The sequence below is a fragment of the Pseudomonas sp. 382 genome (assembly GCF_002759075.1).
GTDB classification, from domain to species: Bacteria; Pseudomonadota; Gammaproteobacteria; order Pseudomonadales; family Pseudomonadaceae; genus Aquipseudomonas; species Aquipseudomonas vlassakiae.
The window spans coordinates 32,915-54,695 of sequence record NZ_PEMX01000013.1; the positions used below are offsets into that span (position 1 = coordinate 32,915).

19 protein-coding genes are annotated in these 21,781 nt (G+C 64.7%); 11 read left to right on the forward strand and 8 right to left on the reverse strand.

Annotated features, from left to right (window positions below):
* Nucleotides 1–21: 21 nt before the first annotated feature.
* From hbdH to CQW31_RS16415, 8 genes are all read right to left on the reverse strand, one after another.
* Nucleotides 22–792 (reverse strand): 3-hydroxybutyrate dehydrogenase, encoded by a 771-nt coding sequence (hbdH, locus tag CQW31_RS16375; protein ID WP_099814909.1) that lies wholly within the window; start codon nt 790–792, stop codon nt 22–24.
* A gap of 11 nt (nt 793–803) precedes the next feature.
* Entirely contained in the window at nt 804–2,195 is a 1,392-nt protein-coding gene (locus CQW31_RS16380) for a GntP family permease (protein WP_099814910.1), read from the reverse strand.
* A gap of 271 nt (nt 2,196–2,466) precedes the next feature.
* Nucleotides 2,467–3,849 carry a sigma-54-dependent Fis family transcriptional regulator gene (locus CQW31_RS16385; RefSeq protein ID WP_054884556.1) on the reverse strand — a complete coding sequence of 461 codons (1,383 nt, stop codon included), beginning with the start codon at nt 3,847–3,849 and terminating at the stop codon, nt 2,467–2,469.
* A gap of 130 nt (nt 3,850–3,979) precedes the next feature.
* Nucleotides 3,980–4,996 (reverse strand): ABC transporter permease, encoded by a 1,017-nt coding sequence (locus CQW31_RS16395; RefSeq protein WP_099814912.1) that lies wholly within the window; start codon nt 4,994–4,996, stop codon nt 3,980–3,982.
* Nucleotides 4,996–6,054: a microcin C ABC transporter permease YejB gene (locus CQW31_RS16400; protein WP_099814913.1), complete on the reverse strand. Its 1,059-nt coding sequence runs from the start codon at nt 6,052–6,054 to the stop codon at nt 4,996–4,998. Before CQW31_RS16400 ends, CQW31_RS16395 begins: the two co-directional genes overlap by 1 nt.
* Nucleotides 6,051–7,976 carry an extracellular solute-binding protein gene (locus CQW31_RS16405; protein ID WP_099814914.1) on the reverse strand — a complete coding sequence of 642 codons (1,926 nt, stop codon included), beginning with the start codon at nt 7,974–7,976 and terminating at the stop codon, nt 6,051–6,053. The genes CQW31_RS16400 and CQW31_RS16405 overlap by 4 nt, the downstream gene beginning before the upstream one ends.
* Before the next feature lie 13 nt (nt 7,977–7,989).
* Nucleotides 7,990–8,271 carry a peptidylprolyl isomerase gene (locus tag CQW31_RS16410; protein WP_054884552.1) on the reverse strand — a complete coding sequence of 94 codons (282 nt, stop codon included), beginning with the start codon at nt 8,269–8,271 and terminating at the stop codon, nt 7,990–7,992.
* 83 nt (nt 8,272–8,354) lie between these two features.
* Nucleotides 8,355–9,416 (reverse strand): 3-deoxy-7-phosphoheptulonate synthase, encoded by a 1,062-nt coding sequence (locus CQW31_RS16415; protein ID WP_099814915.1) that lies wholly within the window; start codon nt 9,414–9,416, stop codon nt 8,355–8,357.
* Between the two features lie 632 nt (nt 9,417–10,048).
* Here CQW31_RS16415 and benA point away from each other — a divergent pair.
* The 11 genes from benA (at nt 10,049) to CQW31_RS16470 (ending at nt 21,780) form a co-directional block, all read left to right on the forward strand.
* A complete protein-coding gene (gene benA / locus CQW31_RS16420; protein WP_099814916.1) occupies nt 10,049–11,419 on the forward strand; it encodes a benzoate 1,2-dioxygenase large subunit in 1,371 nt (456 codons plus the stop codon).
* Nucleotides 11,416–11,901, forward strand: a complete 486-nt coding sequence (gene benB / locus CQW31_RS16425; RefSeq protein ID WP_099814917.1) for a benzoate 1,2-dioxygenase small subunit — start codon at nt 11,416–11,418, stop codon at nt 11,899–11,901. The genes benA and benB overlap by 4 nt, the downstream gene beginning before the upstream one ends.
* Before the next feature lie 70 nt (nt 11,902–11,971).
* Nucleotides 11,972–12,985, forward strand: a complete 1,014-nt coding sequence (benC, locus tag CQW31_RS16430; RefSeq protein WP_099814918.1) for a benzoate 1,2-dioxygenase electron transfer component BenC — start codon at nt 11,972–11,974, stop codon at nt 12,983–12,985.
* A 196-nt stretch (nt 12,986–13,181) separates the two neighbouring features.
* Nucleotides 13,182–13,943, forward strand: a complete 762-nt coding sequence (locus tag CQW31_RS16435; protein WP_054884547.1) for a 1,6-dihydroxycyclohexa-2,4-diene-1-carboxylate dehydrogenase — start codon at nt 13,182–13,184, stop codon at nt 13,941–13,943.
* A gap of 49 nt (nt 13,944–13,992) precedes the next feature.
* Nucleotides 13,993–15,315: an aromatic acid/H+ symport family MFS transporter gene (locus tag CQW31_RS16440; RefSeq protein ID WP_099814919.1), complete on the forward strand. Its 1,323-nt coding sequence runs from the start codon at nt 13,993–13,995 to the stop codon at nt 15,313–15,315.
* 29 nt (nt 15,316–15,344) lie between these two features.
* Nucleotides 15,345–16,466, forward strand: a complete 1,122-nt coding sequence (locus CQW31_RS16445; RefSeq protein ID WP_054884545.1) for a muconate cycloisomerase family protein — start codon at nt 15,345–15,347, stop codon at nt 16,464–16,466.
* A 211-nt stretch (nt 16,467–16,677) separates the two neighbouring features.
* Entirely contained in the window at nt 16,678–16,968 is a 291-nt protein-coding gene (gene catC, locus CQW31_RS16450) for a muconolactone Delta-isomerase (RefSeq protein ID WP_003256111.1), read from the forward strand.
* Between the two features lie 38 nt (nt 16,969–17,006).
* Nucleotides 17,007–17,921, forward strand: a complete 915-nt coding sequence (gene catA / locus CQW31_RS16455) for a catechol 1,2-dioxygenase (protein WP_099814920.1) — start codon at nt 17,007–17,009, stop codon at nt 17,919–17,921.
* A 180-nt stretch (nt 17,922–18,101) separates the two neighbouring features.
* Complete coding sequence (locus CQW31_RS16460; RefSeq protein WP_099814921.1) at nt 18,102–19,301, forward strand: benzoate/H(+) symporter BenE family transporter; 1,200 nt, start codon at nt 18,102–18,104, stop codon at nt 19,299–19,301.
* 54 nt (nt 19,302–19,355) lie between these two features.
* Nucleotides 19,356–20,606, forward strand: coding sequence for an OprD family porin (locus CQW31_RS16465; RefSeq protein WP_054884542.1), 1,251 nt, complete (start codon nt 19,356–19,358; stop codon nt 20,604–20,606).
* A gap of 94 nt (nt 20,607–20,700) precedes the next feature.
* On the forward strand, nt 20,701–21,780 hold the full coding sequence (locus CQW31_RS16470; RefSeq protein ID WP_099814922.1) for a metal-dependent hydrolase: 1,080 nt from the start codon (nt 20,701–20,703) through the stop codon (nt 21,778–21,780).
* Nucleotide 21,781: the final 1 nt, after the last annotated feature.

The window sequence follows — 21,781 nt, forward strand, 5'->3', positions numbered from 1 at the left end:
TTGCCAGGCCCAGGCCGCCCTTCACTGGGCCAACCAGCCACCATCGACGTTCCAGGCGGCACCGCGAACCTGGCTACCGGCCTCGCTGCACAGGAAGAGTACCAGTTCACCCAGGTGTTGGGGGGTGACGAAAGCCAGTGAAGGTTGCTTCTCGGCCAGTAGCTCGTGTTGTGCTTGCTGCGGATCTACGCCGTTGGCAGCACGATCGTCGATCTGCTTCTGCACCAGCGGGGTCAGCACCCAGCCGGGGCAGATGGCGTTGCAGGTAATGTTGCTGGTGGCGGTCTCCAGCCCCACCACCTTGGTCAGCCCGACCACGCCATGCTTGGCCGCCACATAGGCCGCCTTGCCGGTGGAGCCGACCAGCCCGTGCACCGAGGCAATATTGATGATCCGGCCCCAGTTGCGCGCGCGCATGCCAGGCAGGGCCAGGCGGGTGCCATGGAACACCGCCGAGAGGTTGAGGGCGATGATCTTGTCCCAGCTTTCCAGCGGGAACTGCTCCACCGGCGCTACGTGCTGGATGCCGGCGTTGCTGACCAGAATGTCAACGCCGCCGAACTCGCGTTCGGTCATCGCGAACAGCGCCTCGATTTGCGCCACATCGCAGAGGTCCGCCGGGTGGTGGGCAACCTTCACGCCATGGCGGGCGATCTCTGCCAAGGCCGGCGACGGGTCGCCGAAACCGTTGAGCACAATGTTCGCTCCGGCGCGGGCCAGCACCTGGGCGATACCCAGGCCGATGCCGCTGGTGGAACCGGTGACGAGTGCCGTCTTGCCTTTCAAAGTCATGCAAAAGCTCCTTAGACGATGCCGGTGGCGTAGAAGGTGGCAATGACCACGAATACCGCCAGGGTCTTGATCAGGGTAATACCGAAAATGTCTTTGTAGGCTTCGCGGTGGGTCAGCCCGGTTACCGCCAGCAAGGTGATCACCGCGCCGTTGTGCGGCAGGGTGTCCATGCCGCCACTGGCCATCGCGGCCACCCGGTGCAGCACCTCGAGGGGGATGTTGGCGGCATGGGCCGCCGCGATGAAGCTGTCGCTCATGGCCGCCAGGGCGATGCTCATGCCGCCCGAGGCGGAGCCGGTAATGCCTGCCAGCAGGGTCACGGTGATCGCTTCATTGACCAGCGGGTTGGGAATCCCGCGCAAGGCATCAGCCAGCACCAGAAAGCCCGGCAGCGAAGCGATGACTGCGCCAAAGCCATACTCGGATGCGGTGTTCATGGCGGCCAGCAGGGCGCCACCGACGGCACTCTTGGTGCCTTCGGCCAGGCGTTCGCGGATCACCCCGAAGGCACAGGCCAGCACCATCAGGATGCCCACCAGCAGCGCCGCCTGCACCGCCCAGATCGCCGTGAGCTTGGCCACGTCGCTGTTGACCGGCGCGCTCATGCCTGGCAACTGCAGGGTGTGACTGGCGCCGTACCACTGCGGGATCCAGTGGGTGAAGAGCAGGTTCATCACGCCTACCAGCACCAGCGGGGACAGCGCCAGCCAGGGGTTGGGCAGGGCCAGGTCGGCTGCCGTCTCCGGTTCGTTGCGCAGGTTGTTGCCATAGCCTTCCCCCGCACGCTGGGCCTTGTTGCGCTGGCGCTGCAGGTACAGCATGCCGCTGCAGAACACGAACAGCGTACCGATCAGCCCCAGCCATGGCGCGGCCCAGGCAGTGGTGTTGAAGAAGGTGCTGGGGATGATGTTCTGGATCTGCGGCGTGCCGGGCAAGGCGTCCATGGTGAACGAGAACGCGCCCAAGGCAATGGTTGCCGGAATCAGGCGCTTGGGAATATCGCTCTGGCGGAACATTTCTGCGGCGAACGGATACACCGCGAACACCACCACGAACAGCGACACGCCGCCGTAGGTGAGCAGGGCACAGACCAGCACGATCACCAGCATCGCCTGGCGAGTGCCGAGCAAGCGAATGGCGGCGGCGACGATCGAGCGCGAGAAGCCGGACAGTTCGATGAGCTTGCCGAACACGGCGCCGAGCAGGAACACCGGGAAGTACAGCTTGATGAAGCCGACCATCTTTTCCATGAATACCCCAGTGAACGCCGGGGCCACGGCGGCAGGGTCGGTGAGCAGGACGGCGCCGAGGGCGGCAATGGGGGCGAAGAGGATCACGCTGTAGCCGCGGTAGGCGGCCAGCATCAGCAGCGCCAGAGCGGCGAGGGCGATGAGCACGGTCATCGGAATGGATCTCCTGGGTGAGTCTTGTTGTTATGGGTGACCGGGAGATAGCGGGAATCGTGCCAAAATCATAAGTGACTGATTTTAAATATAATTTTGCATTTGTCTTGCGGTCCTGTCTCGACTTTGAGATTGCAGGGGCCGCTTTGCGGCCCATCGCGACACAAGGCCGCTCCTACAGGGAACCGCGAGCCCTTGTAGGAGCGGCCTTGTGTCGCGAACGAGGGCGAAGCCCTCGCGGCATTCTCAAAATAGAAACACAAGTCTCCAATCAGAGACCGAGTGCCGCCATCTTCTTGTACAAGGTCGATCGCCCCAACCCCAGCGCCTTTGCAGCCTCGGGCACATTCCCCGCATGTTCGGCCAACGCCCCGGCAATCAGCCTGCGCTCGAACTGTTCGCACGCCTCACGATAGCTCATCCGCTGTTCCTGACCCGCGACCGGGCTCAGCGGCCCTAGCGCCGCCGCCAGGTCGGCGACACCAAGCCGCGGTTGGTCGGCCAGCAACGTCGCCCGCTCCAGCACGTTGCGCAGCTCACGAATATTCCCCGGCCACCCGTGCCGAGCCAGCAATGCCTGCGCATCCTGCTCCAGCTCGTACTGGCTGCCCAGCTCGGCCAGGATCGCTTCGCACAGTGCCGGCAAGTCCTCGACCCGCTCGCGCAGCGGCGGCACTTCGATTGGCAGCACGTTCAGCCGGTAGTAGAGATCGGCACGAAACGCCCCGCGGGCCATGGCCGCCTGCAGGTCGATGGAAGTAGCGGCGATAATGCGCACGTCGCTGCGCAGCATCTGGTTGGAGCCGACCGGTTCGTATTCCTTTTCCTGCAGTACGCGCAGCAGCTTGCTCTGAAGTGCCAGGGGCATGTCGCCAATTTCGTCGAGGAACAGCGTGCCGCCTTCGGCCAGTTGCAGCTTGCCGCTGCGGCCCTTGCGATCGGCGCCGGTAAAGGCGCCGGGTGCGGTGCCGAAGAACTCGGCCTCCAGCAGGGTTTCGGGGATTGCCGCGCTGTTGATACTGACAAAGGCCTTGTGCGCCCGTGCCGAAGCCGCATGGATGGCATGGGCCAGCAACTCTTTGCCGGTGCCGGTCTCGCCCAGCAACAGCACGGGCGAATCGCTGCCAGCACCGCGCCGTGCCCGGCGCTTGGCTTCGAGGCTGGCCTGGCTGCTACCGACGAACTGGGCGAAGCTGTACTTGGCCTGGCGTGCACGCAATTGCGAGCGGGTGCTGGCCAGCTCCTGCTGCATGCTCGCATAGCGCTTGAGCAGGGGCGACAGGCTGCGCAGCTCTTCGAACAGGGCAAAGCCGATGGCGCCGATCAGGGCGCCCTGGGCATCGTGGATCGGCAGGCGCATCACCACCAACGGCTCGTTGGGCGTATCGAGCATGTCCAGCAGGATCGGCCGGCCATCACTCACCACCTGGCGCATCAGGCTGCCCGGTATGACCGCCTCGCACGGCTGGCCGATCGCGCTGGCTGCGTCGGCCAGACCGAAGCGCCGGGCGTAGCGCTCGTTCATCCAGACGATGCGGGCGTCGCGGTCGACGATCACCGTGCCTTCGCTGGACTGCTCGATGATCTCGAACAGCGAGCGAATCGCCATTTGCCGCACCTGGGGGTAGTCCTTGAGGCTGTCGCTATCGTGCATCTTGCTGAGTCCTGTACTTGCTTTGCCGGCCTCTTCGCGGGCACGCCCGCTCCCACAGGATCTACACAAACCTGGGGCCATGCAGTCCCTGTGGGAGCGGGCGTGCCCGCGAAGAGGCCGGGCCTGAAACCTATCCTCTCGGATCGAACGCCTCGCGCAAGGCATCCCCGATAAATACCAGAAGCGACAAGATCAGCGCCAAAGCAAAGAACGCGGTAAAACCCAACCATGGCGCTTCCAGGTGCTGCTTGCCCTGGGTCACCAGTTCGCCCAGCGAAGCGCTGCCGGCGGGCATGCCGAAGCCAAGGAAGTCCAGCGCTGTCAGCGTGGTGATCGCCCCGGTAAGCATGAAGGGTACATAGGTGAACGTCGCGTTCATCGCATTGGGCAGTACATGGCGCAGCATCACCAGGGTATCTGGCAGGCCCAGGGCACGCGCCGCTTTCACGTATTCAAGGTTGCGCCCGCGCAAAAACTCGGCGCGCACCACATCGACCAGGGCCAGCCACGAAAATAGCGCCATGATCCCCAGCAACCACCAGAAATCCGGCTCGACGAAACCACTGAGAATGATCAGCAGGTAGAGCACCGGCAGCCCCGACCACACCTCCAGCAAGCGCTGCCCGAACAGGTCCACCCAGCCACCGTAATAACCTTGCAGCGCGCCGGCAGCGACCCCGATGAGCACGCTGATCGCGGTCAAGGCAAAGGCGAACAGCAGCGAGGTACGCGTGCCATACAGCACCCGCGCCAGCACGTCGCGGCCCTGGTCGTCGGTGCCCAGCCAGTTGCTTGCGCTCGGCGGGCTGGGGGTGGGTACCAGCAGGTCGTAGTTGGGGGTGTCGGCGCTGAACGGGACGGGCGCGAAAAGCATCCAGCCGCCTTGTGCCTCGATCAGCTGGCGCACGTAGGCACTGCGGTAGTCTGGCTGGAACGGCAACTGGCCGCCAAACTGCTGCTCGCTGTAGCGCTTGAGCGCCGGCACGTAAAGATCGCCTTTGTAGCTGAGCAGCAGCGGCTTGTCGTTGGCCACAAGCTCCGCGCACAGGCTCAGCACCAGCAGGCCGGCAAACAGCCACAGCGACACCCAGCCCAGGTGGTTGCGGCGAAAACGCTGCAGGCGACGACGCGAAACCGGCGACAGCATCAATGCGCCCTCGTGTCGAAGTCGATGCGCGGGTCGAGCACGGTGAAGGCCAGGTCACCGATCAGGCGGAACAGCAGGCCGGCCAGGGTGAAGATGAACAGCGTGCCGAACACCACCGGGTAGTCGCGTGACACGGCCGCTTCGTAACTCATGCGGCCGAGGCCATCGAGGGAGAAGATCACCTCGATCAGCAGCGAACCGGCAAAGAACACGGTGATCAGCGCCTGCGGCAGCCCGGCCAGCACCAGCAGCATGGCGTTGCGCAATACGTGCCCGTACAGCACGCGGCGTTCGCTGAGGCCCTTGGCGCGGGCGGTGACCACGTACTGGCGGGAGATTTCATCGAGGAAGGCATTCTTGGTCAGCAGGGTGAGGGTGGCAAAACCACCGATCACCAGAGCGCCGACCGGCAGGACCAGGTGCCAGAAGTAATCGGCGACCTTGCCCAGCAGGCTGAGCTGGTCGAAATCATCCGAGACCAGGCCACGGACCGGGAACCAGTTCAGCGAAGTGCCGCCGGCGAACAGCACGATCAGCAGCAGCGCGAACAGGAACGAGGGCAGGGCATAGCCGACTACGATCAGTGCGCTACTCCAGGCATCGAAGCGGCTGCCGTGGCGCACCGCCTTGCGGATGCCCAGCGGGATCGACACCAGGTAGGTGATCAGGGTGGCCCAGAAGCCCAGTGACAGGGTCACAGGTAGCTTGTCGAGGATAAGGTCGGTGACCTGGGCGCCGCGGAAGAAGCTTTGGCCGAAGTCCAGCCGGGCGTACTGGCCGAGCATCAGCCACAGGCGCTGCGAAGCAGTCTTGTCGAAGCCGTACTGGCGCTTGATCGCTTCGATCAGCTTCGGGTCCAGGCCGCGAGTGGCCCTGGACTCGCCGTGTACCACTTCTGCCCGGGCACCGGGCGCACCGCCGCCCAGCCCCTGCAGCCGCGCCACCGCCTGCTCGACCGGGCCGCCGGGCGCGGCCTGGACGATGGCGAAGTTGACCAGCAGGATCGCCAGCAAGGTCGGGATGATCAGCAGCAGGCGCCGCAGGATGTAGCTGGTCATGGCTGGGCCTTCTGCCGTTCGGCCATCTGCGCGTTGGTCAGCGCCGTCGGGCTGATTTCCCACCAGCTGTCCAGGCCTTCGTCATAGGCGGGCTGGACGTTCGGCAGGCCGAAGCGGTTCCACCACACCGTCGAGCTGCCAGGCGGGTAATAGTTGGGGATCCAGTAGTAGTTCCATTGCAGCACCCGGTCCAGGGCATGGGCGTGGTGCAGCATGTCGGCCTGGGTGTCGGCGCGTACCAGGCCGTCGATCAGCCGGTCGACCGCCGGGTCCTTGAGCACCATCAGGTTGTTCGAGCCTGGGTCGTTGGCGGCGGCCGAGCCAAAATAGTTGTACAGCTCGGCGCCAGGCGACAGGGTCACCGCATAGCCGGTGACGATCATGTCGTAGTCGCGGGCCATCAACCGGTTCACGTACTGCGCCGAATCGACGTTGCGGATGTTCAGGGTGATGCCGATCTGCGCCAGGTTGCGCTTCCACGGCAGCAGCAGGCGCTCCATGCCGGACTGGCCGTTGAGGAAGGTGAACTCCAGCGGCTCGCCCTGGGCGTTGACCAGCCGATCGCCATCGGGGCGCCAGCCGGCCTGTTGCAGCAAGGCCAGCGCCTGCAGTTGTTGCGGGCGAATGATCCCCGAGCCGTCGGTGACCGGCGCCGTGAACACCTGGTTGAAGACTTCGTCCGGCACCCGGCCACGTAGCGGTTCGAGCAGTTTGAGCTCCCCTGCATCCGGCAGTTCGCGGGCCGCCAGCGGGGTATTGGAGAACACGCTCTGCTGGCGGATGTACATGTTGCGCATCATCTGCCGGTTGCTCCACTCGAAGTCCCAGAGCATGGCCAGTGCCTGGCGCACGCGGCGGTCCTTGAACTGTGGCTTGTCGAGGTTGAACACGAAGCCCTGGGCCGCCTGCGGCTTGGCCGGGCCCAGGTGTGCCCGTTGCAGGCGGCCATCGTCCAGCTGCGCGCCGTTGTAGCCCAGGGTGTAGGCGGTGGCGGAGAATTCGCGGTTGTAGTCATAGCCACCGCCCTTGAGTACCTGGCGTGCCACTTCGGTGTCGCCGAAGTACTCGATGCGGATGTGTTCGAAGTTATAGCGCCCACGATTGACCGGCAGGTCCTTGGCCCACCAGTTCGGGTCGCGTTCGAAAGTGATGCTGCGGCCGTTGTCGATGCGCCCGATACGGTATGGGCCACTGCCGACCGGCTTGTCGAAACCGGCGCCGTTGGCGAAGTCGCGCTTGGCCCAGTCGTGCTCGGGCAGTACCGGCAGGCTGGCCAGATCCAGGGCCAAGGTGCGGCCGTGGGGCTGCTTGAAGTCGAAGCGCACCTGCAGCGGGCCTTCGACCGTGACCCCGGCGACTTCGTTGAACTGGGTGCGGTACTTGAGGCTGCCTTCGTCCATGAGTTTATTGAAGCTGAAACGCACATCCTCGGCGCGCACCGGCTTGCCATCGGCGAAGGTTGCCTTGGGGTCGATCTCGAAGCGCAGCCAGGCGTCGTCCGGGCCACGTTCCATGCGCCGGGCGATCAGGCCGTACACGGTGTAGGGCTCGTCGAACGAGCGTTGCGCCAGGGGCGCATACAGCCAGCCATCGACCTCGCTGACGCCGATGCCTTTGTCAATGTAGGGCAGGATATGGTCGAACTGGCCGATCTCGATGGCCGAGCGGCGCATCAGGCCACCCTTGGGGGCGTCGGGATTGGCGTAGTCGAAGTGACGGAATGTTTCGCTGTAGCGGGGGGCTTCGCCGTAGACGGTCAGCGCGTGGGTGGGCGCGGCTTGGGCCATCCAGCCCGTACACAACAATGCGACCCCCAGAATAACCTGTGGGAGCGGGCGTGCCCGCGAATGCGCCAGTTCAGGCAACCTCGTTGTCCGCTCAGGCCTCTTCGCGGGCACGCCCGCTCCCACAGGGATAATCATCGTCTGCGATGACTTAGTCCTGGCGGCTGGTCACTTCCAGCAGGTGGTAGCCGAACTGGGTCTTCACCGGGCCTTGGACAGTGTTGACCGGGGCGCTGAACACCACGGTGTCGAATTCCTTGACCATCTGGCCTGGGCCGAACGAACCCAGGTCACCGCCCTGGCGGCTGGACGGGCAGGTGGAGTTGGCCTTGGCGATTTCAGCGAAGTCGGCACCGGCTTCGATCTGGGCTTTCAGTTCGTTGCACTTGTCTTCGGTGGCAACGAGGATGTGACGGGCGGTGGCGCGTGCCATGGTTACTGCTCCTTGGAGGGGTGAAAACGGCAAGCCTAGCGCACTTGCTCGGGTCATGTCTCGCCAGGCTTGCTGCAGCCGCTTCACAGACGGGCTGCGGCCTCGCGCAGCAGGGTTTCGGTCGCGCTCCAGCCCAGGCAGCCATCGGTGATCGACACGCCGTATTTCAGCGCACCCTTGCCCAGGGCCTGGCAGCCATCGAACAGGTGGCCTTCGAGCATCATGCCGACAATCGAGCGGTCACCGGCCAGGCGCTGGGCCAGCACGTCCTCGAACACGGCGGGCTGGCGGGCAGGGTCCTTGCCGCTGTTGGCATGGCTGCAATCGACCACGATGCGCGCCTGCAAACCGGCCTTGGCCAGCCCTTGGCGGGCCTGGGCGATGCTGGCGGCATCGTAGTTCGGGCCCTTGTGGCCGCCGCGCAGTACCAGGTGGGTGTCCGGGTTGCCCAGGGTTTCGATGATCGCCGGGTAGCCCTGTGCATCCATGCCGAAGTGGCGGTGCGGGGCCGCCGCGCTGCGCATGGCGTCACAGGCGATACCGACGCCGCCGTCGGTGCCGTTCTTGAACCCGACCGGCAGCTCCAGGCCGCTGACCATTTCCCGGTGAATCTGCGATTCGGTGGTGCGTGCGCCAATCGCCGCCCAGCCCAGCAGGTCATCGAAGTAGCCGGCGGCCATCGGTTGCAGCAGCTCGGTGGCAATCGGCAGGCCGCGTTCGGTCATGCTCAGCATCAAGCCGCGGGACAGGGCGATGCCGGCGTGCATGTCGTCACTGCCATCCAGGTGCGGGTCGTAGGCCAGGCCTTTCCAGCCCACCGTGGTACGGGGTTTTTCCACGTAGGCGCGCATCACCAGCAGCAGCTTGTCATCGACTTCACGGCCAAGCGCCGCCAGGCGGTCGGCGTATTCCAGGGCCGAACGGGGGTCGTGGATCGAGCAAGGGCCGACGATCACCAGCAGGCGCTCATCGCGGCCTTCGAGGATGGCACGGATGGCTTGGCGCTGGCGGTGGACTTGCTGGGCGAGTTCGGTAGACAGCGGCATCTGCTGCTTGAGCAGGTGCGGGCTGGGCAGGCGCTGGCTGACGGTGGTGTTGGCAGCGTGCGGCTGGGTCAGGGGCAGAGCGAGGTTCGAGGCTTGCATGGCGTATGTTCCCTGGGCGGACGGCGGGTTCTGGCCCGCGCGGTCGGCCCTATCGAGGTGTTCGACTATTCGTTGATTGATTGTCTGCAGCATTGCCACCGGTGATGGACCGATCGGAGGCGGCAGGCTGGCCCGAACGGGATTGGCTAAATCGCCAGGCATAGGTGCTTGCGAAGTAATAAGTGGCGTAGTTCATGAATCTGTCCTCGGTTCGAATCGGTAAAAGTGCAATGGCCTGAAAAGCAAAACCCCCGGTCGGGGAGCCGACCGGGGGTTTGAGTATTCTCATGTTCGGCGGCCCCTCGAAGGTGGGCGCCGGGTGGGTATCGGCGCCTAGTGGCTAAACCAATACCCAAAGTAATAGCTGGCAGCAGCCTGGCAGCCGGCAACGGCCAGCACAGGGCGCAGGCTGCGACCGGTGTGGTTGGCGTGGTTGCGGGTGTGTTTCGGCATGTTGCTCTCCAGTGAATGAGCCCGAGCTTACTTCAGGCGATGCGCACTGTTCAATGGATAAATGCTATCGCGCCGATAACTGCACAAAACGGATAGCACTCTGCACACGATGGATATTGCCGACCCAGGGCAAACCCTAACCTGACCCGGTCTGAACAATAACAATGGAGACCCTGGCCATGTCCCTGGGATTCGACTACCTCAATGCCATGCTTGAGGACGACCGTGAAACCGGCGTCTATCGCTGCAAACGCGAGATGTTCACCGACCCGCGCCTGTTCGACCTGGAGATGAAGCACATCTTCGAGGGCAACTGGATCTACCTGGCCCATGAAAGCCAGATCCCCGAGAAAAACGACTTCCTCACCCTGACCATGGGGCGCCAGCCGATCTTCATCGCGCGCAACAAGGACGGGGAGCTGAATGCCTTCCTCAACGCCTGCAGCCATCGTGGCGCCATGCTCTGCCGGCACAAGCGCGGCAACCGCTCCAGCTACACCTGCCCGTTCCATGGCTGGACCTTCAACAACAGCGGCAAGCTGCTCAAGGTCAAAGACCCGAGCAATGCCGGCTACCCCGACAGCTTCAACTGCGACGGCTCGCATGACCTGACCAAGGTCGCCCGCTTCGAGTCGTACCGTGGCTTCCTGTTCGGCAGCCTGAAGGCCGACGTCAAGCCGCTGGTCGAGCACCTGGGCGAGTCCGCCAAGATCATCGACATGATCGTCGACCAGTCCCCGGAAGGCCTGGAAGTGCTGCGCGGTGCCAGCTCGTACATCTACGAGGGCAACTGGAAGCTCACTGCCGAGAACGGCGCCGACGGCTACCACGTCAGCTCCGTGCACTGGAACTACGCCGCCACCCAGAACCAGCGCAAGCAGCGCGAAGCGGGCGACGAGATCAAGACCATGAGTGCCGGCGCCTGGGCCAAGCAGGGCGGCGGCTTCTATTCCTTCGACCACGGCCACCTGCTGCTGTGGACCCGCTGGGCCAACCCCGAAGACCGCCCGGCCTTCGAGCGTCGCGATCAGCTGGCCGCCGATTTCGGCCAGGCCCGCGCCGACTGGATGATCGAGAATTCGCGCAACCTGTGCCTCTACCCGAACGTGTACCTGATGGACCAGTTCAGCTCGCAGATCCGCATTGCCCGGCCGATTTCGGTGAACAAGACCGAAATCACCATCTATTGCATCGCGCCGAAAGGCGAGAGCGCCGATGCCCGCGCCAAGCGCATCCGCCAGTACGAAGACTTCTTCAACGTCAGCGGCATGGCCACCCCGGACGACCTGGAGGAGTTCCGCTCCTGCCAGACCGGCTACGGCGGCGGTACCGGCTGGAACGACATGTCCCGTGGTGCACAGCACTGGGTCGAAGGTGCCGATGAGGCGGCGAAGGAAATCGAACTCAAGCCGCTGCTGTCGGGCGTGCGCACCGAGGACGAAGGCCTGTTCGTGCTGCAGCACAAGTACTGGCAGGACACCATGATCAAAGCGCTGAAACAGGAGCTTCGACAGGAAACCCAGCTGATCCCCGTGGAGGCCGTGCAATGAGCCTGCATGACACCGTGCGCGACTTCCTCTACCGCGAAGCGCGCTACCTGGATGATGCCCAGTGGGACCAGTGGCTGGAGTTGTATGCCAGCGATGCGACCTTCTGGATGCCGTCCTGGGACGATGACGACAGCCTCACCGAAGACCCGCAGAGCGAAATCTCGCTGATCTGGTACGGCAACCGTGGCGGCCTGGAAGACCGGGTGTTCCGCATCAAGACTGAGCGCTCCAGCGCGACCGTGCCGGACACCCGTACTTCGCACAACATCAGCAACATCGAGATCGTCTCGCTGTGCGAAGGCAGCTGCCAGGTGCGTTTCAACTGGCACACCCTGAGCTTTCGCTACAAGACCACCGACAGCTATTTCGGCACCAGCTTCTACACCCTCGACCTGCGCGGCGAGCAGCCGCAGATCAAGGCCAAGAAAGTGGTGCTGAAAAACGACTACGTGCGTCAGGTCATCGACATCTACCACATCTGATCCGAGGTAACGCGAGCCGCTCGGTGTGCCATCTGGCGCGCCGCGGCCAGGCTCGCCCGCGAGGTGCAACATGAGCTTCCAGATCGCGCTTAATTTCGAAGACGGGGTGACCCGCTTCATCGAGGCCAGCGGCCATGAGACCGTGGCCGATGCCGCCTACCGCCAAGGCATCAACATCCCGCTGGACTGCCGCGACGGCGCCTGCGGTACCTGCAAGTGCAAGGCCGAGTCCGGGCGTTACGACCTGGGCGACAATTTCATCGAAGACGCCTTGAGCGAGGACGAAATTGCCGAAGGCTACGTGCTGACCTGTCAGATGCGCGCCGAAAGCGACTGCGTGGTACGTATTCCGGCGTCGTCGCAACTGTGCAAGACCGAGCAGGCCAGCTTCGAGGCGGCCATCAGCGACGTGCGCCAACTGTCGGCCAGCACCATCGCCTTGTCGATCAAGGGCGAGGCGCTGAGCCGCCTGGCGTTCCTGCCGGGGCAGTACGTCAACCTCAAGGTGCCGGGCAGCGACCAGAGCCGCGCCTATTCCTTCAGCTCGCTGCAGAAGGACGGCGAGGTCAGCTTCCTGATCCGCAATGTGCCGGGCGGCCTGATGAGCCGTTTCCTCACCGGCCTGGCCAAGGCCGGTGACAGCATGAGCCTGGCTGGCCCACTGGGCAGCTTTTACCTGCGGCCGATCCAGCGCCCGCTGTTGCTGCTGGCCGGCGGTACGGGCCTGGCGCCGTTCACGGCGATGCTGGAGAAAATCGCCGAGCAGGGCAGCGAGCACCCCGTGCACCTGATCTATGGGGTGACCAACGACGTCGACCTGGTCGAACTGGACCGTCTGCAGGGCCTGGCGGCGTGCATCCCCAACTTCACTTTCAGTGCCTGCGTCGCCAACCCCGACAGCCAGTACCCGCAGAAGGGCTACGTGACCCAGCACATTGCGCCGCAGCACCTCAACGACGGCGACGTCGATGTGTACCTGTGCGGGCCGCCGCCGATGGTCGAGGCGGTGAGCCAGTACCTGCGCGAACAGGCCATCACCCCGGCGAACTTCTACTACGAGAAGTTCGCGGCGGCGGCTGCCTGAGTTTCCTTGGGGCTACGGGCGTCGTGCGGGTGCCGGTGGCCTCCTTTTATTACCTGCGGGATTGCTGGGGCCGCGTTGCGGCCCTTTCGCGACACAAGGCCGCTCCTACAGGAGATCGCGGTGCTTGTAGGAGCGGCCTTGTGTCGCGATGGAGGGCGCAGCCCTCCCGGCAATTTCGGATTGAAAGGAGATCGACATGAATAACCGATTCCACAACAAAGTCGCGTTGGTCACTGGCGCCGCCCAGGGGATCGGCCGCGGCGTTTGCTGGCGGCTCAAGGCCGAAGGCGCGCAGGTGGTGGCGGTGGACCGTTCCGAGCTGGTCCACGAGCTGGCCGGGGAGGGCATGCTGACCCTCACCGCCGACCTCGAGCTGCATGCCGATTGTGCCCGGGTCATGGCCATCGCGGTGGAAACCTTCGGCCGCCTCGACATCCTGGTCAACAACGTCGGCGGGACGATCTGGGCCAAGCCTTTCGAATACTACGAAGTGGAGCAGATCGAGGCCGAAGTGCGTCGCTCGCTGTTCCCGACCTTGTGGTGCTGCCATGCGGCGCTGCCGTACATGCTCGAACGTGGCAGCGGCGCCATCGTCAACGTGTCGTCGATCGCCACCCGCGGGATCAACCGCGTGCCGTACGGTGCGGCCAAAGGCGGCGTCAATGCACTCACTGCCTGCCTGGCATTCGAAACCGCTGGCCGCGGCATCCGGGTCAACGCCACTGCGCCTGGCGGCACCGAGGCACCCCCGCGCCGTGTCCCGCGCAACAGCAGCGAGCAGAGCGAGCAGGAAAAGGCCTGGTACCAGCAGATCGTCGCCCAGACCCTCGACAGCAGCCTGATGCACCGCTACGGCAGCATCGACGAGCAAGTCGGCGCGATCCTGTTCCTGGCCTCCGACGAGGCTTCCTACATCACCGGCGTGACCCTGCCGGTGGGGGGCGGTGACCTCGGCTGATCCCCCGGCAACGCGTTGCTCCAAAACAACAACAAGAGAGACAGATGCCATGCGAACCCTTGACGTACACCCGATCATCGATAACGCCCGCTTCACACCGTTCCACTGGAGGGTCATGGCCCTGTGCGGCCTGCTGTTGATCTTCGACGGCTACGACCTGTTCATCTACGGCGTGGTACTGCCGGTGATCATGAAAGCGTGGGGCCTGACGCCATTGCAGGCCGGTGCACTGGGCAGCTACGCGCTGTTCGGCATGATGTTCGGCGCCCTGGCGTTCGGCAGCCTGGCCGACCGCATCGGGCGCAAGAAAGGGATCGCCATCTGTTTTGCCTTGTTTTCCGGGGCGACCATCCTCAACGGCTTTGCCAGCAGCCCCAGCGAGTTCGGTATCTATCGCTTCATCGCCGGCCTTGGCTGCGGCGGCCTGATGCCCAATGCCGTGGCGCTGATGAACGAATACGCGCCCAAGCGCGTGCGCAGCACCCTGGTGGCGATCATGTTCAGCGGCTACTCGCTGGGCGGCATGCTCTCGGCAGGTGTCGGCATCTTCATGCTGCCGCGCTTTGGCTGGGAGTCGATGTTCTTCGCCGCTGCCGTACCGCTGCTGCTGTTGCCGGTGATTCTCTATTACTTGCCTGAGTCCATCGGCTTCCTGGTGCGCCAGGGGCGTACCGAGGAAGCGCGCAAGTTGCTCAAACGCCTGGACCCGGATTGCGATGTGCAGGCGGATGACGCGCTGCAGGCGGCGGATCGCAAAGGGGGTGGCCGCTCGGTGCTGGAACTGTTCCGCAACGGCCTGGCCATCCGCACCCTGGCCCTGTGGCTGGCATTCTTCTGCTGCCTGCTGATGGTCTACGCGCTCAGCTCGTGGCTGCCGAAACTGATGGCCAACGCTGGCTACAGCCTGGGGTCGAGCCTGTCGTTCCTGCTGGCCCTGAACTTCGGCGGCATGGCCGGGGCGATTCTCGGCGGCTGGCTGGGTGACCGCTACAACCTGGTCAAGGTCAAGGTGGCCTTCTTCATCGCGGCGGCGCTGTCGATCAGCCTGCTTGGCGTCAACAGCCCGATGCCGGTGCTGTACCTGCTGATCTTCATCGCCGGCGCCACCACCATCGGCACGCAGATCCTGCTGTATGCCGGTGCTGCCCAGCTCTACGGCCTGTCGGTGCGCTCCACCGGCCTTGGCTGGGCATCGGGCATCGGCCGCAACGGTGCCATCGTCGGCCCGCTGCTCGGCGGTGCGCTGATGGGCATCAACCTGCCGCTGCAACTCAATTTCATCGCCTTCGCCATTCCTGGCGCAATCGCTGCGCTGGCCATGGCCGTGCACCTGGCCAGCGGCCGGCGCCAGGCCCCTCTGGCGACGGCCTGATCATTCACTGACTGAACTGGAGCTTTTGCATGACAAGCCCGACCATAGAACGCATCGACGCGATCATCGTCGACCTGCCGACCATCCGCCCGCACAAGCTGGCGATGCACACGATGCAGCAGCAGACCCTGGTAATACTGCGCCTGCGCTGCAGCGACGGCGTCGAAGGCATCGGCGAGGCCACCACCATTGGCGGCCTGGCCTACGGCTACGAGAGCCCCGAGGGCATCAAGGCCAATATCGACGCCCACCTGGCACCCGCTTTGATCGGCCTGCCAGCGGACAACATCAACGCCGCCATGCTCAAGCTCGACAAGCTGGCCAAGGGCAACACCTTCGCCAAGTCCGGCCTCGAAAGCGCCTTGCTCGACGCCCAGGGCAAGCGCCTTGGGCTGCCAGTCAGCGAGCTGCTGGGCGGGCGCGTGCGCGACAGCCTGGAGGTGGCCTGGACCCTGGCCAGCGGCGACACCGCCCGCGACATCGCCGAGGCCGAGCACATGCTGGAGATCCGCCGGCACCGCGTGTTCAAGCTGAAGATCGGCGCCAACCCGCTGGAGCAGGACTTGAAGCATGTGGTGGCGATCAAGCGCGAGTTGGGCGAACGCGCCAGCGTGCGCGTCGACGTCAATCAGTACTGGGACGAGTCGCAAGCCATCCGTGCCTGCCAGGTGCTCGGCGACAACGGCATCGACCTGATCGAACAGCCGATTTCGCGCATCAACCGCGGCGGCCAGGTGCGCCTGAACCAGCGCAGCCCGGCGCCGATCATGGCCGACGAATCCATCGAGAGCGTCGAGGACGCCTTCAGCCTGGCCGCCGATGGCGCCGCCAGCATCTTCGCCCTGAAGATCGCCAAGAACGGCGGCCCACGCGCCGTGCTGCGCACCGCGCAGATCGCCGAAGCGGCCGGCATCGCCCTGTACGGCGGGACCATGCTCGAAGGCTCGATCGGCACATTGGCCTCGGCCCATGCCTTCCTCACCCTGCGCCAGCTGACCTGGGGCACCGAGCTGTTCGGGCCGCTGCTGCTGACTGAAGAGATCGTCAACGAGCCACCGCAGTACCACGACTTCCAGCTGCATGTGCCACGAACGCCAGGCCTGGGCCTGAGTTTGGACGAAACCCGCCTGGCGCGCTTCGCCCGCCGCTGAGACCACGGACTGAATGAAGACACAGAACCCCTGTGGGAGCGGCTTTAGCCGCGAAGCAGGCAACGCGGAGGATGGCACCGGCTGTGCCGGTGTTCGCGGGTAAACCCGCTCCCACAGGGATGGCACGGGCTTCGCCCGTGTTCGCGGGCATGCCCGCTCCCACAGGGACCGCACCCGCTTTTAGAGATCAGGCAAGACAGGAGAAGACAACATGCTGTTCCACGTGAAGATGACCGTGAAGCTGCCGGTCGACATGGACCCGGCCAAGGCCGCGCAACTGAAGGCCGACGAGAAGGAACTGGCCCAGCGCCTGCAGCGCGAAGGCACCTGGCGCCACTTGTGGCGCATCGCCGGGCACTACGCCAACTACAGCGTGTTCGACGTGCCCAGCGTCGAGGCGCTGCACGACACGCTGATGCAGCTGCCGCTGTTCCCGTACATGGACATCGAGGTCGACGGCCTGTGCCGCCATCCGTCGTCGATCCACAGTGACGACCGCTGATTCAACCCTTTGCACAAGAACAAAATGAGGTATCCATCATGACCGTGAAGATTTCCCACACTGCCGATATCCAGGCGTTCTTCGAAGAGGCCGCCGGCTTTGGCAATGACCAAGGCAGCCCGCGCCTGAAGCGCATCATCCAGCGTGTGCTGCAGGACACCGCACGCCTGATCGAAGACCTGGAGATCACCGACGACGAGTTCTGGCACGCCGTCGACTACCTCAACCGCCTGGGTGGGCGCGGTGAGGCCGGGCTGCTGGTGGCGGGCCTTGGCATCGAGCACTTCCTCGACCTGCTGCAGGACGCCAAGGACGCCGCAGTCGGCTTGAGCGGAGGCACCCCGCGCACCATCGAAGGCCCGTTGTACGTGGCCGGCGCGCCGCTGGCCGAAGGCGAAGTACGCATGGACGACGGCAGCGAAGAGGGCGTGGCAACCGTCATGTTGCTCGAGGGCCAGGTGCTCGACCCGCAAGGCCAGCCACTGGCCGGCGCCATCGTTGACCTGTGGCATGCCAATACCCGTGGTACCTATTCGTTCTTCGACCAGAGCCAGTCCGAGTACAACCTGCGCCGGCGCATCGTCACCGATGCCGAGGGCCGTTATCGCGCGCGCTCCATCGTGCCGTCGGGCTATGGCTGCGACCCACAGGGCCCGACCCAGGAATGCCTGGACCTGCTCGGCCGCCACGGCCAGCGTCCGGCGCATGTGCACTTCTTCATCTCGGCACCGGGGCACCGCCACCTGACCACCCAGATCAACCTGGCCGGGGACAAGTACCTCTGGGATGACTTTGCCTACGCCACCCGTGACGGGCTGGTGGGTGAGGTGGTGTTCCATGAAGGGGCAGAGGGGCGCCATGCCGAGTTGAAATTTGATTTCCAGTTGCAGAAGGCGCACGGGACCGAGGACGAACAGCGCAGCGGGCGGCCGCGTGCGTTGCAGGAGGCCTGATACACCGCGCTGGCTTCTTCGCGGGCAAGTCGGATCGCCGCACCGCCGCTCCCACACAAACCTTGAGACCAGTGGTGAATCTGTGGGAGCGGCGGTGCGGCGATCCGACTTGCCCGCGAAGAGGCCAACACAAAACAAGAGCCAGCCACCAAGGCCGGCCGTAGCCTTGCGAGACGTCTCATGAAAACCCTGATCAAGGACTGCTCCCTGTCAGCCCTGGTCGCCGGCTGCATCGCGACCCTGATTTCCTACGCAGGCCCGCTGGTGATCATCTTCCATGCCGCAGAAGCCGCCGGCCTGTCCCACGCCATGCTGTCGTCCTGGGTCTGGGCCGTGTCCTTGGGCAGCGCCGTGCTCGGCGCGGTGCTCAGCCTGCATTACCGGGTACCGCTGGTGATCGCCTGGTCGATCCCGGGTTCGGCGCTGCTGGTCACCGCCTTGCCCCAACTCGGCCTGGAGCAGGCCGTAGGTGCGTACCTGATCGCCAACCTGGTCCTGCTGCTGATCGGCATCAGCGGGGCCTTCGACCGCATCATCGCGCACCTGCCTGGCTCCATTGCGGCGGGCATGCAGGCCGGCATCCTGTTCAGCTTCGGCACCGAAGTGTTTCGAGCATTGCCGGTGCAGCCGCTGCTGGTGCTGGCGATGTTCGCGACCTACGTGCTGATGCGCAGGCTGCAACCGCGATATGCCGTGGCGGCAGTGCTGGGTGTCGGCGCCATGGTGACCGTGGCCAGCGGTGGCTTTCGCAGCGAGGTGCTGGTGCTGGAACTGGCCTCGCCACAGTGGATTGCCCCGCAGTTCAGCCTGGCGGCAACCTTCAGCCTGGCACTGCCCCTGGTGCTGGTCGCACTGACCGGGCAGTTCATGCCGGGCATGGCGGTGTTGCGCAATGCGGGCTACGCCACGCCGGCCAGCCCTCTGATCAGTGCCAGCGCACTGGCCGGCGCGCTGCTCGCACCGTACGGTTGCCATGGCCTGAACCTCGCAGCCGTCACCGCCAGCCTGTGCACCGGGCATGAAGCCCACGAGAACCCACGTCGGCGTTACATCGCGGCGGTCGCCGGCAGCGCGCTGTATCTGCTGCTGGGGATTGCCGGGGCGACGCTGATGTCGCTGTTCGCCGCGTTCCCGGCCGCGTTGATCGCCGCGCTGGCCGGGCTTGCCCTGTACGGCGCCATCAGCGAGGCCCTGGCGCGTAGCCTGGCCGAACCCAGCGAACGCGATGCCGGGCTGTTCACCTTCCTGGTCACCGCCTCGGGGGTGTCCTTCCTGGGCCTGTCGGCCGCGTTCTGGGGGCTGCTGTTCGGCCTGCTGGCCCACGGGCTGCTGCGCCTGCGCCGCACGCAACCTCGGGAGGTGCTGCGCCGCACTCCCTGAATTCCTGTGTTCCCCGCGCTTTATCCATAAGAACAAGATCAAGAGAGCTTCGGAATGAACCACACCCCTTGCGTCGCCATCGGGCTGACCTTGCTCAGCCCTTCCTTGCTCGCTGCCGAAGGCGGCTTCTTCGAGGATGCCAAAGCCAGCCTCAGTGCTCGCAATTACTACTTCAGCCGTGATTTCTCCGACATCGTTGGGGCCAACCAGCAATCCAAAGCCGAGGAATGGGCCCAGGGCTTCATCCTCGATTTCAAATCCGGCTACACGCCAGGCCCGGTCGGCTTTGGCGTCGACGCGCTGGGCCTGCTCGGCATCAAGCTCGACAGCAGCCCGGACCGGGTCAACACCGGCCTGCTGCCGGTGCATGGCGATGGTCGCGCCGCCGACGAGTACAGCCGCATTGCGCCCACCTTCAAGGCCCGGCTGTCGAAGACCGAGCTGCGCGTGGGCGAATTGCAGCCCAACCTGCCGGTGCTGACGTTCAGTGATATCCGCCTGTTGCCGCCGACCTACCAGGGCACCAGCATCAGCTCGGCAGAAATCGACGGGCTGACCGTACAGGCCGGGCACCTGACCAGCACCCACCTGCGCAACGAGGGGGGTGACGGCAAGATGAACGCCATGCTTGGCCATGTGCCCCAGCGCCAGGCCGAGAGTGATGCGTTCAACTATGTGGGCGGTGACTATGCGTTCAACGCCAACCAGAGCAGTGTCAGCCTCTGGTACGGGCAGCTTGAAGATATCTACCACCAGGGTTTCCTTGGCCTGAAGCACAGCAAGCCGGTGGGGGACTGGGTGCTGAGCGCCAACCTTGGCTATTTCACCGCCCACGAAGACGGTGACGCGCTGCTGGGCAAGATCGACAACCAGGCGTTCTTCTCGATGTTCACTGCCCGGCATGGCGGCCACAGCTTCGGCGCCGGCTACCAGGGCATCTATGGCGACAGTCCGTTCCCGCGGGTATTCGCCAACATCTCGCCGTTGGGTAACGAAGTGCCGACCTATGAGTTCGCCTATACCGAGGAGCGTTCGTATCAGCTGCGTTATGACTACAACTTTGCGGCCATGGGCGTGCCAGGGTTGACCGCGACGGTTCGCTATATCACCGGCAACAATGTCGACACGGGCAAGGGATACGAGGGCAAGGACCGCGAGCGTGACCTGGACATTGGCTATGCGGTGCAGAGCGGGGTGTTCAAAGGGCTGGGAATTCGAGTGAGGAATGCCATGGCGCGGTCCAACTACCGGAGTGACATCGATGAGAACCGGCTGACCCTGGTGTACACCTGGCAGCTGTTCTAAGGCATCACCGGCCATTTGTTGTCACACAGCAGCGATTGCGCCACCCGGGTGCCGGGGGTTAGGTTTCCTCAATTGCCATTGAGGAAGCCTGACTTTGGACTCCATCACCCAAGCCGTGCTCGGTGCTGCGCTGCAAGGTACGGTCCTGGGCCGCATCCAGGGCCGGCGCTCGCTCATCTACGGCGCTGCGCTGGCCACCGTGCCGGACCTCGACGTGATCATCCGCTATGCCGACCCGGTGTCGCAGATGACCTATCACCGCGGTTTTTCCCATTCGCTCTTCGTCCTCACCGGGCTCGCCTTGCTGCTGGCCTGGCTGGTCAACTGGCTCGCCCGAACGCGCTGGCCCGACAAGGGCTACACCTTTTCCCGGCTGTTCCTGGCGTTCTGGCTGGTGCTGGTGACCCACCCGATCCTCGATGCGTTCACGGTCTACGGCACCCAGCTGTTCTGGCCACTGGCATTCACCCCGCTGAGCTGGGCGGCGGTGTTCATCATTGATCCGGCCTATACCGTGCCGCTGTTGGCGGCCGTGATCCATGCGGCATTCAAGGGCCTGCGGGGCAGGGCGATACGGTGGTTGGGCATGGCACTGCTGTTCAGCACGGCCTACCTGGGCTTCGGCCTGGCCGGGCGCATGGCCGCCGAACAGCGCTTGCAGACCGCGCTCGATGCACAGGGCATTGTCGTGAGCGAGGTGCGCGCAGTGCCGATGGCCTTCAACAGCCTGGTCTGGCGGGTGCTGGCGAAGACCCCGGACGGTCATTACTACGAAGGCATCAGCAGTGCATTCGACCGCGATCCACCGGAGATGCAGCGCCTGCCGCTGAACCTTGACGCGGCGAAGGCGCTCAGCGGGTCTGCATTGCTCCAGCGCTTGCGCTGGTTCACAGGCGACTGGCTGCGCTATGACGAGGTCGGTGACGCGTTGGTGGTCACCGACCTGCGCATGGGCATCCCGGGCAACTACACCTTCCGTTTCAACATGGCCCACCGCGACAGCCAGGGCCACTGGATCGTCGACCGACCAAGCCTGTGGCAGGGCAGCGGCGCGATGTTCGACCGAGACGACCTGGCGCTGATCTGGCGGCGCATCCTCGACCAGCAACCGCCGTTGCCACTGGCAGCCTGGACCAGCAGGTACCTGGGGCAGGCCGGCGAGCCAGGGCACTGAG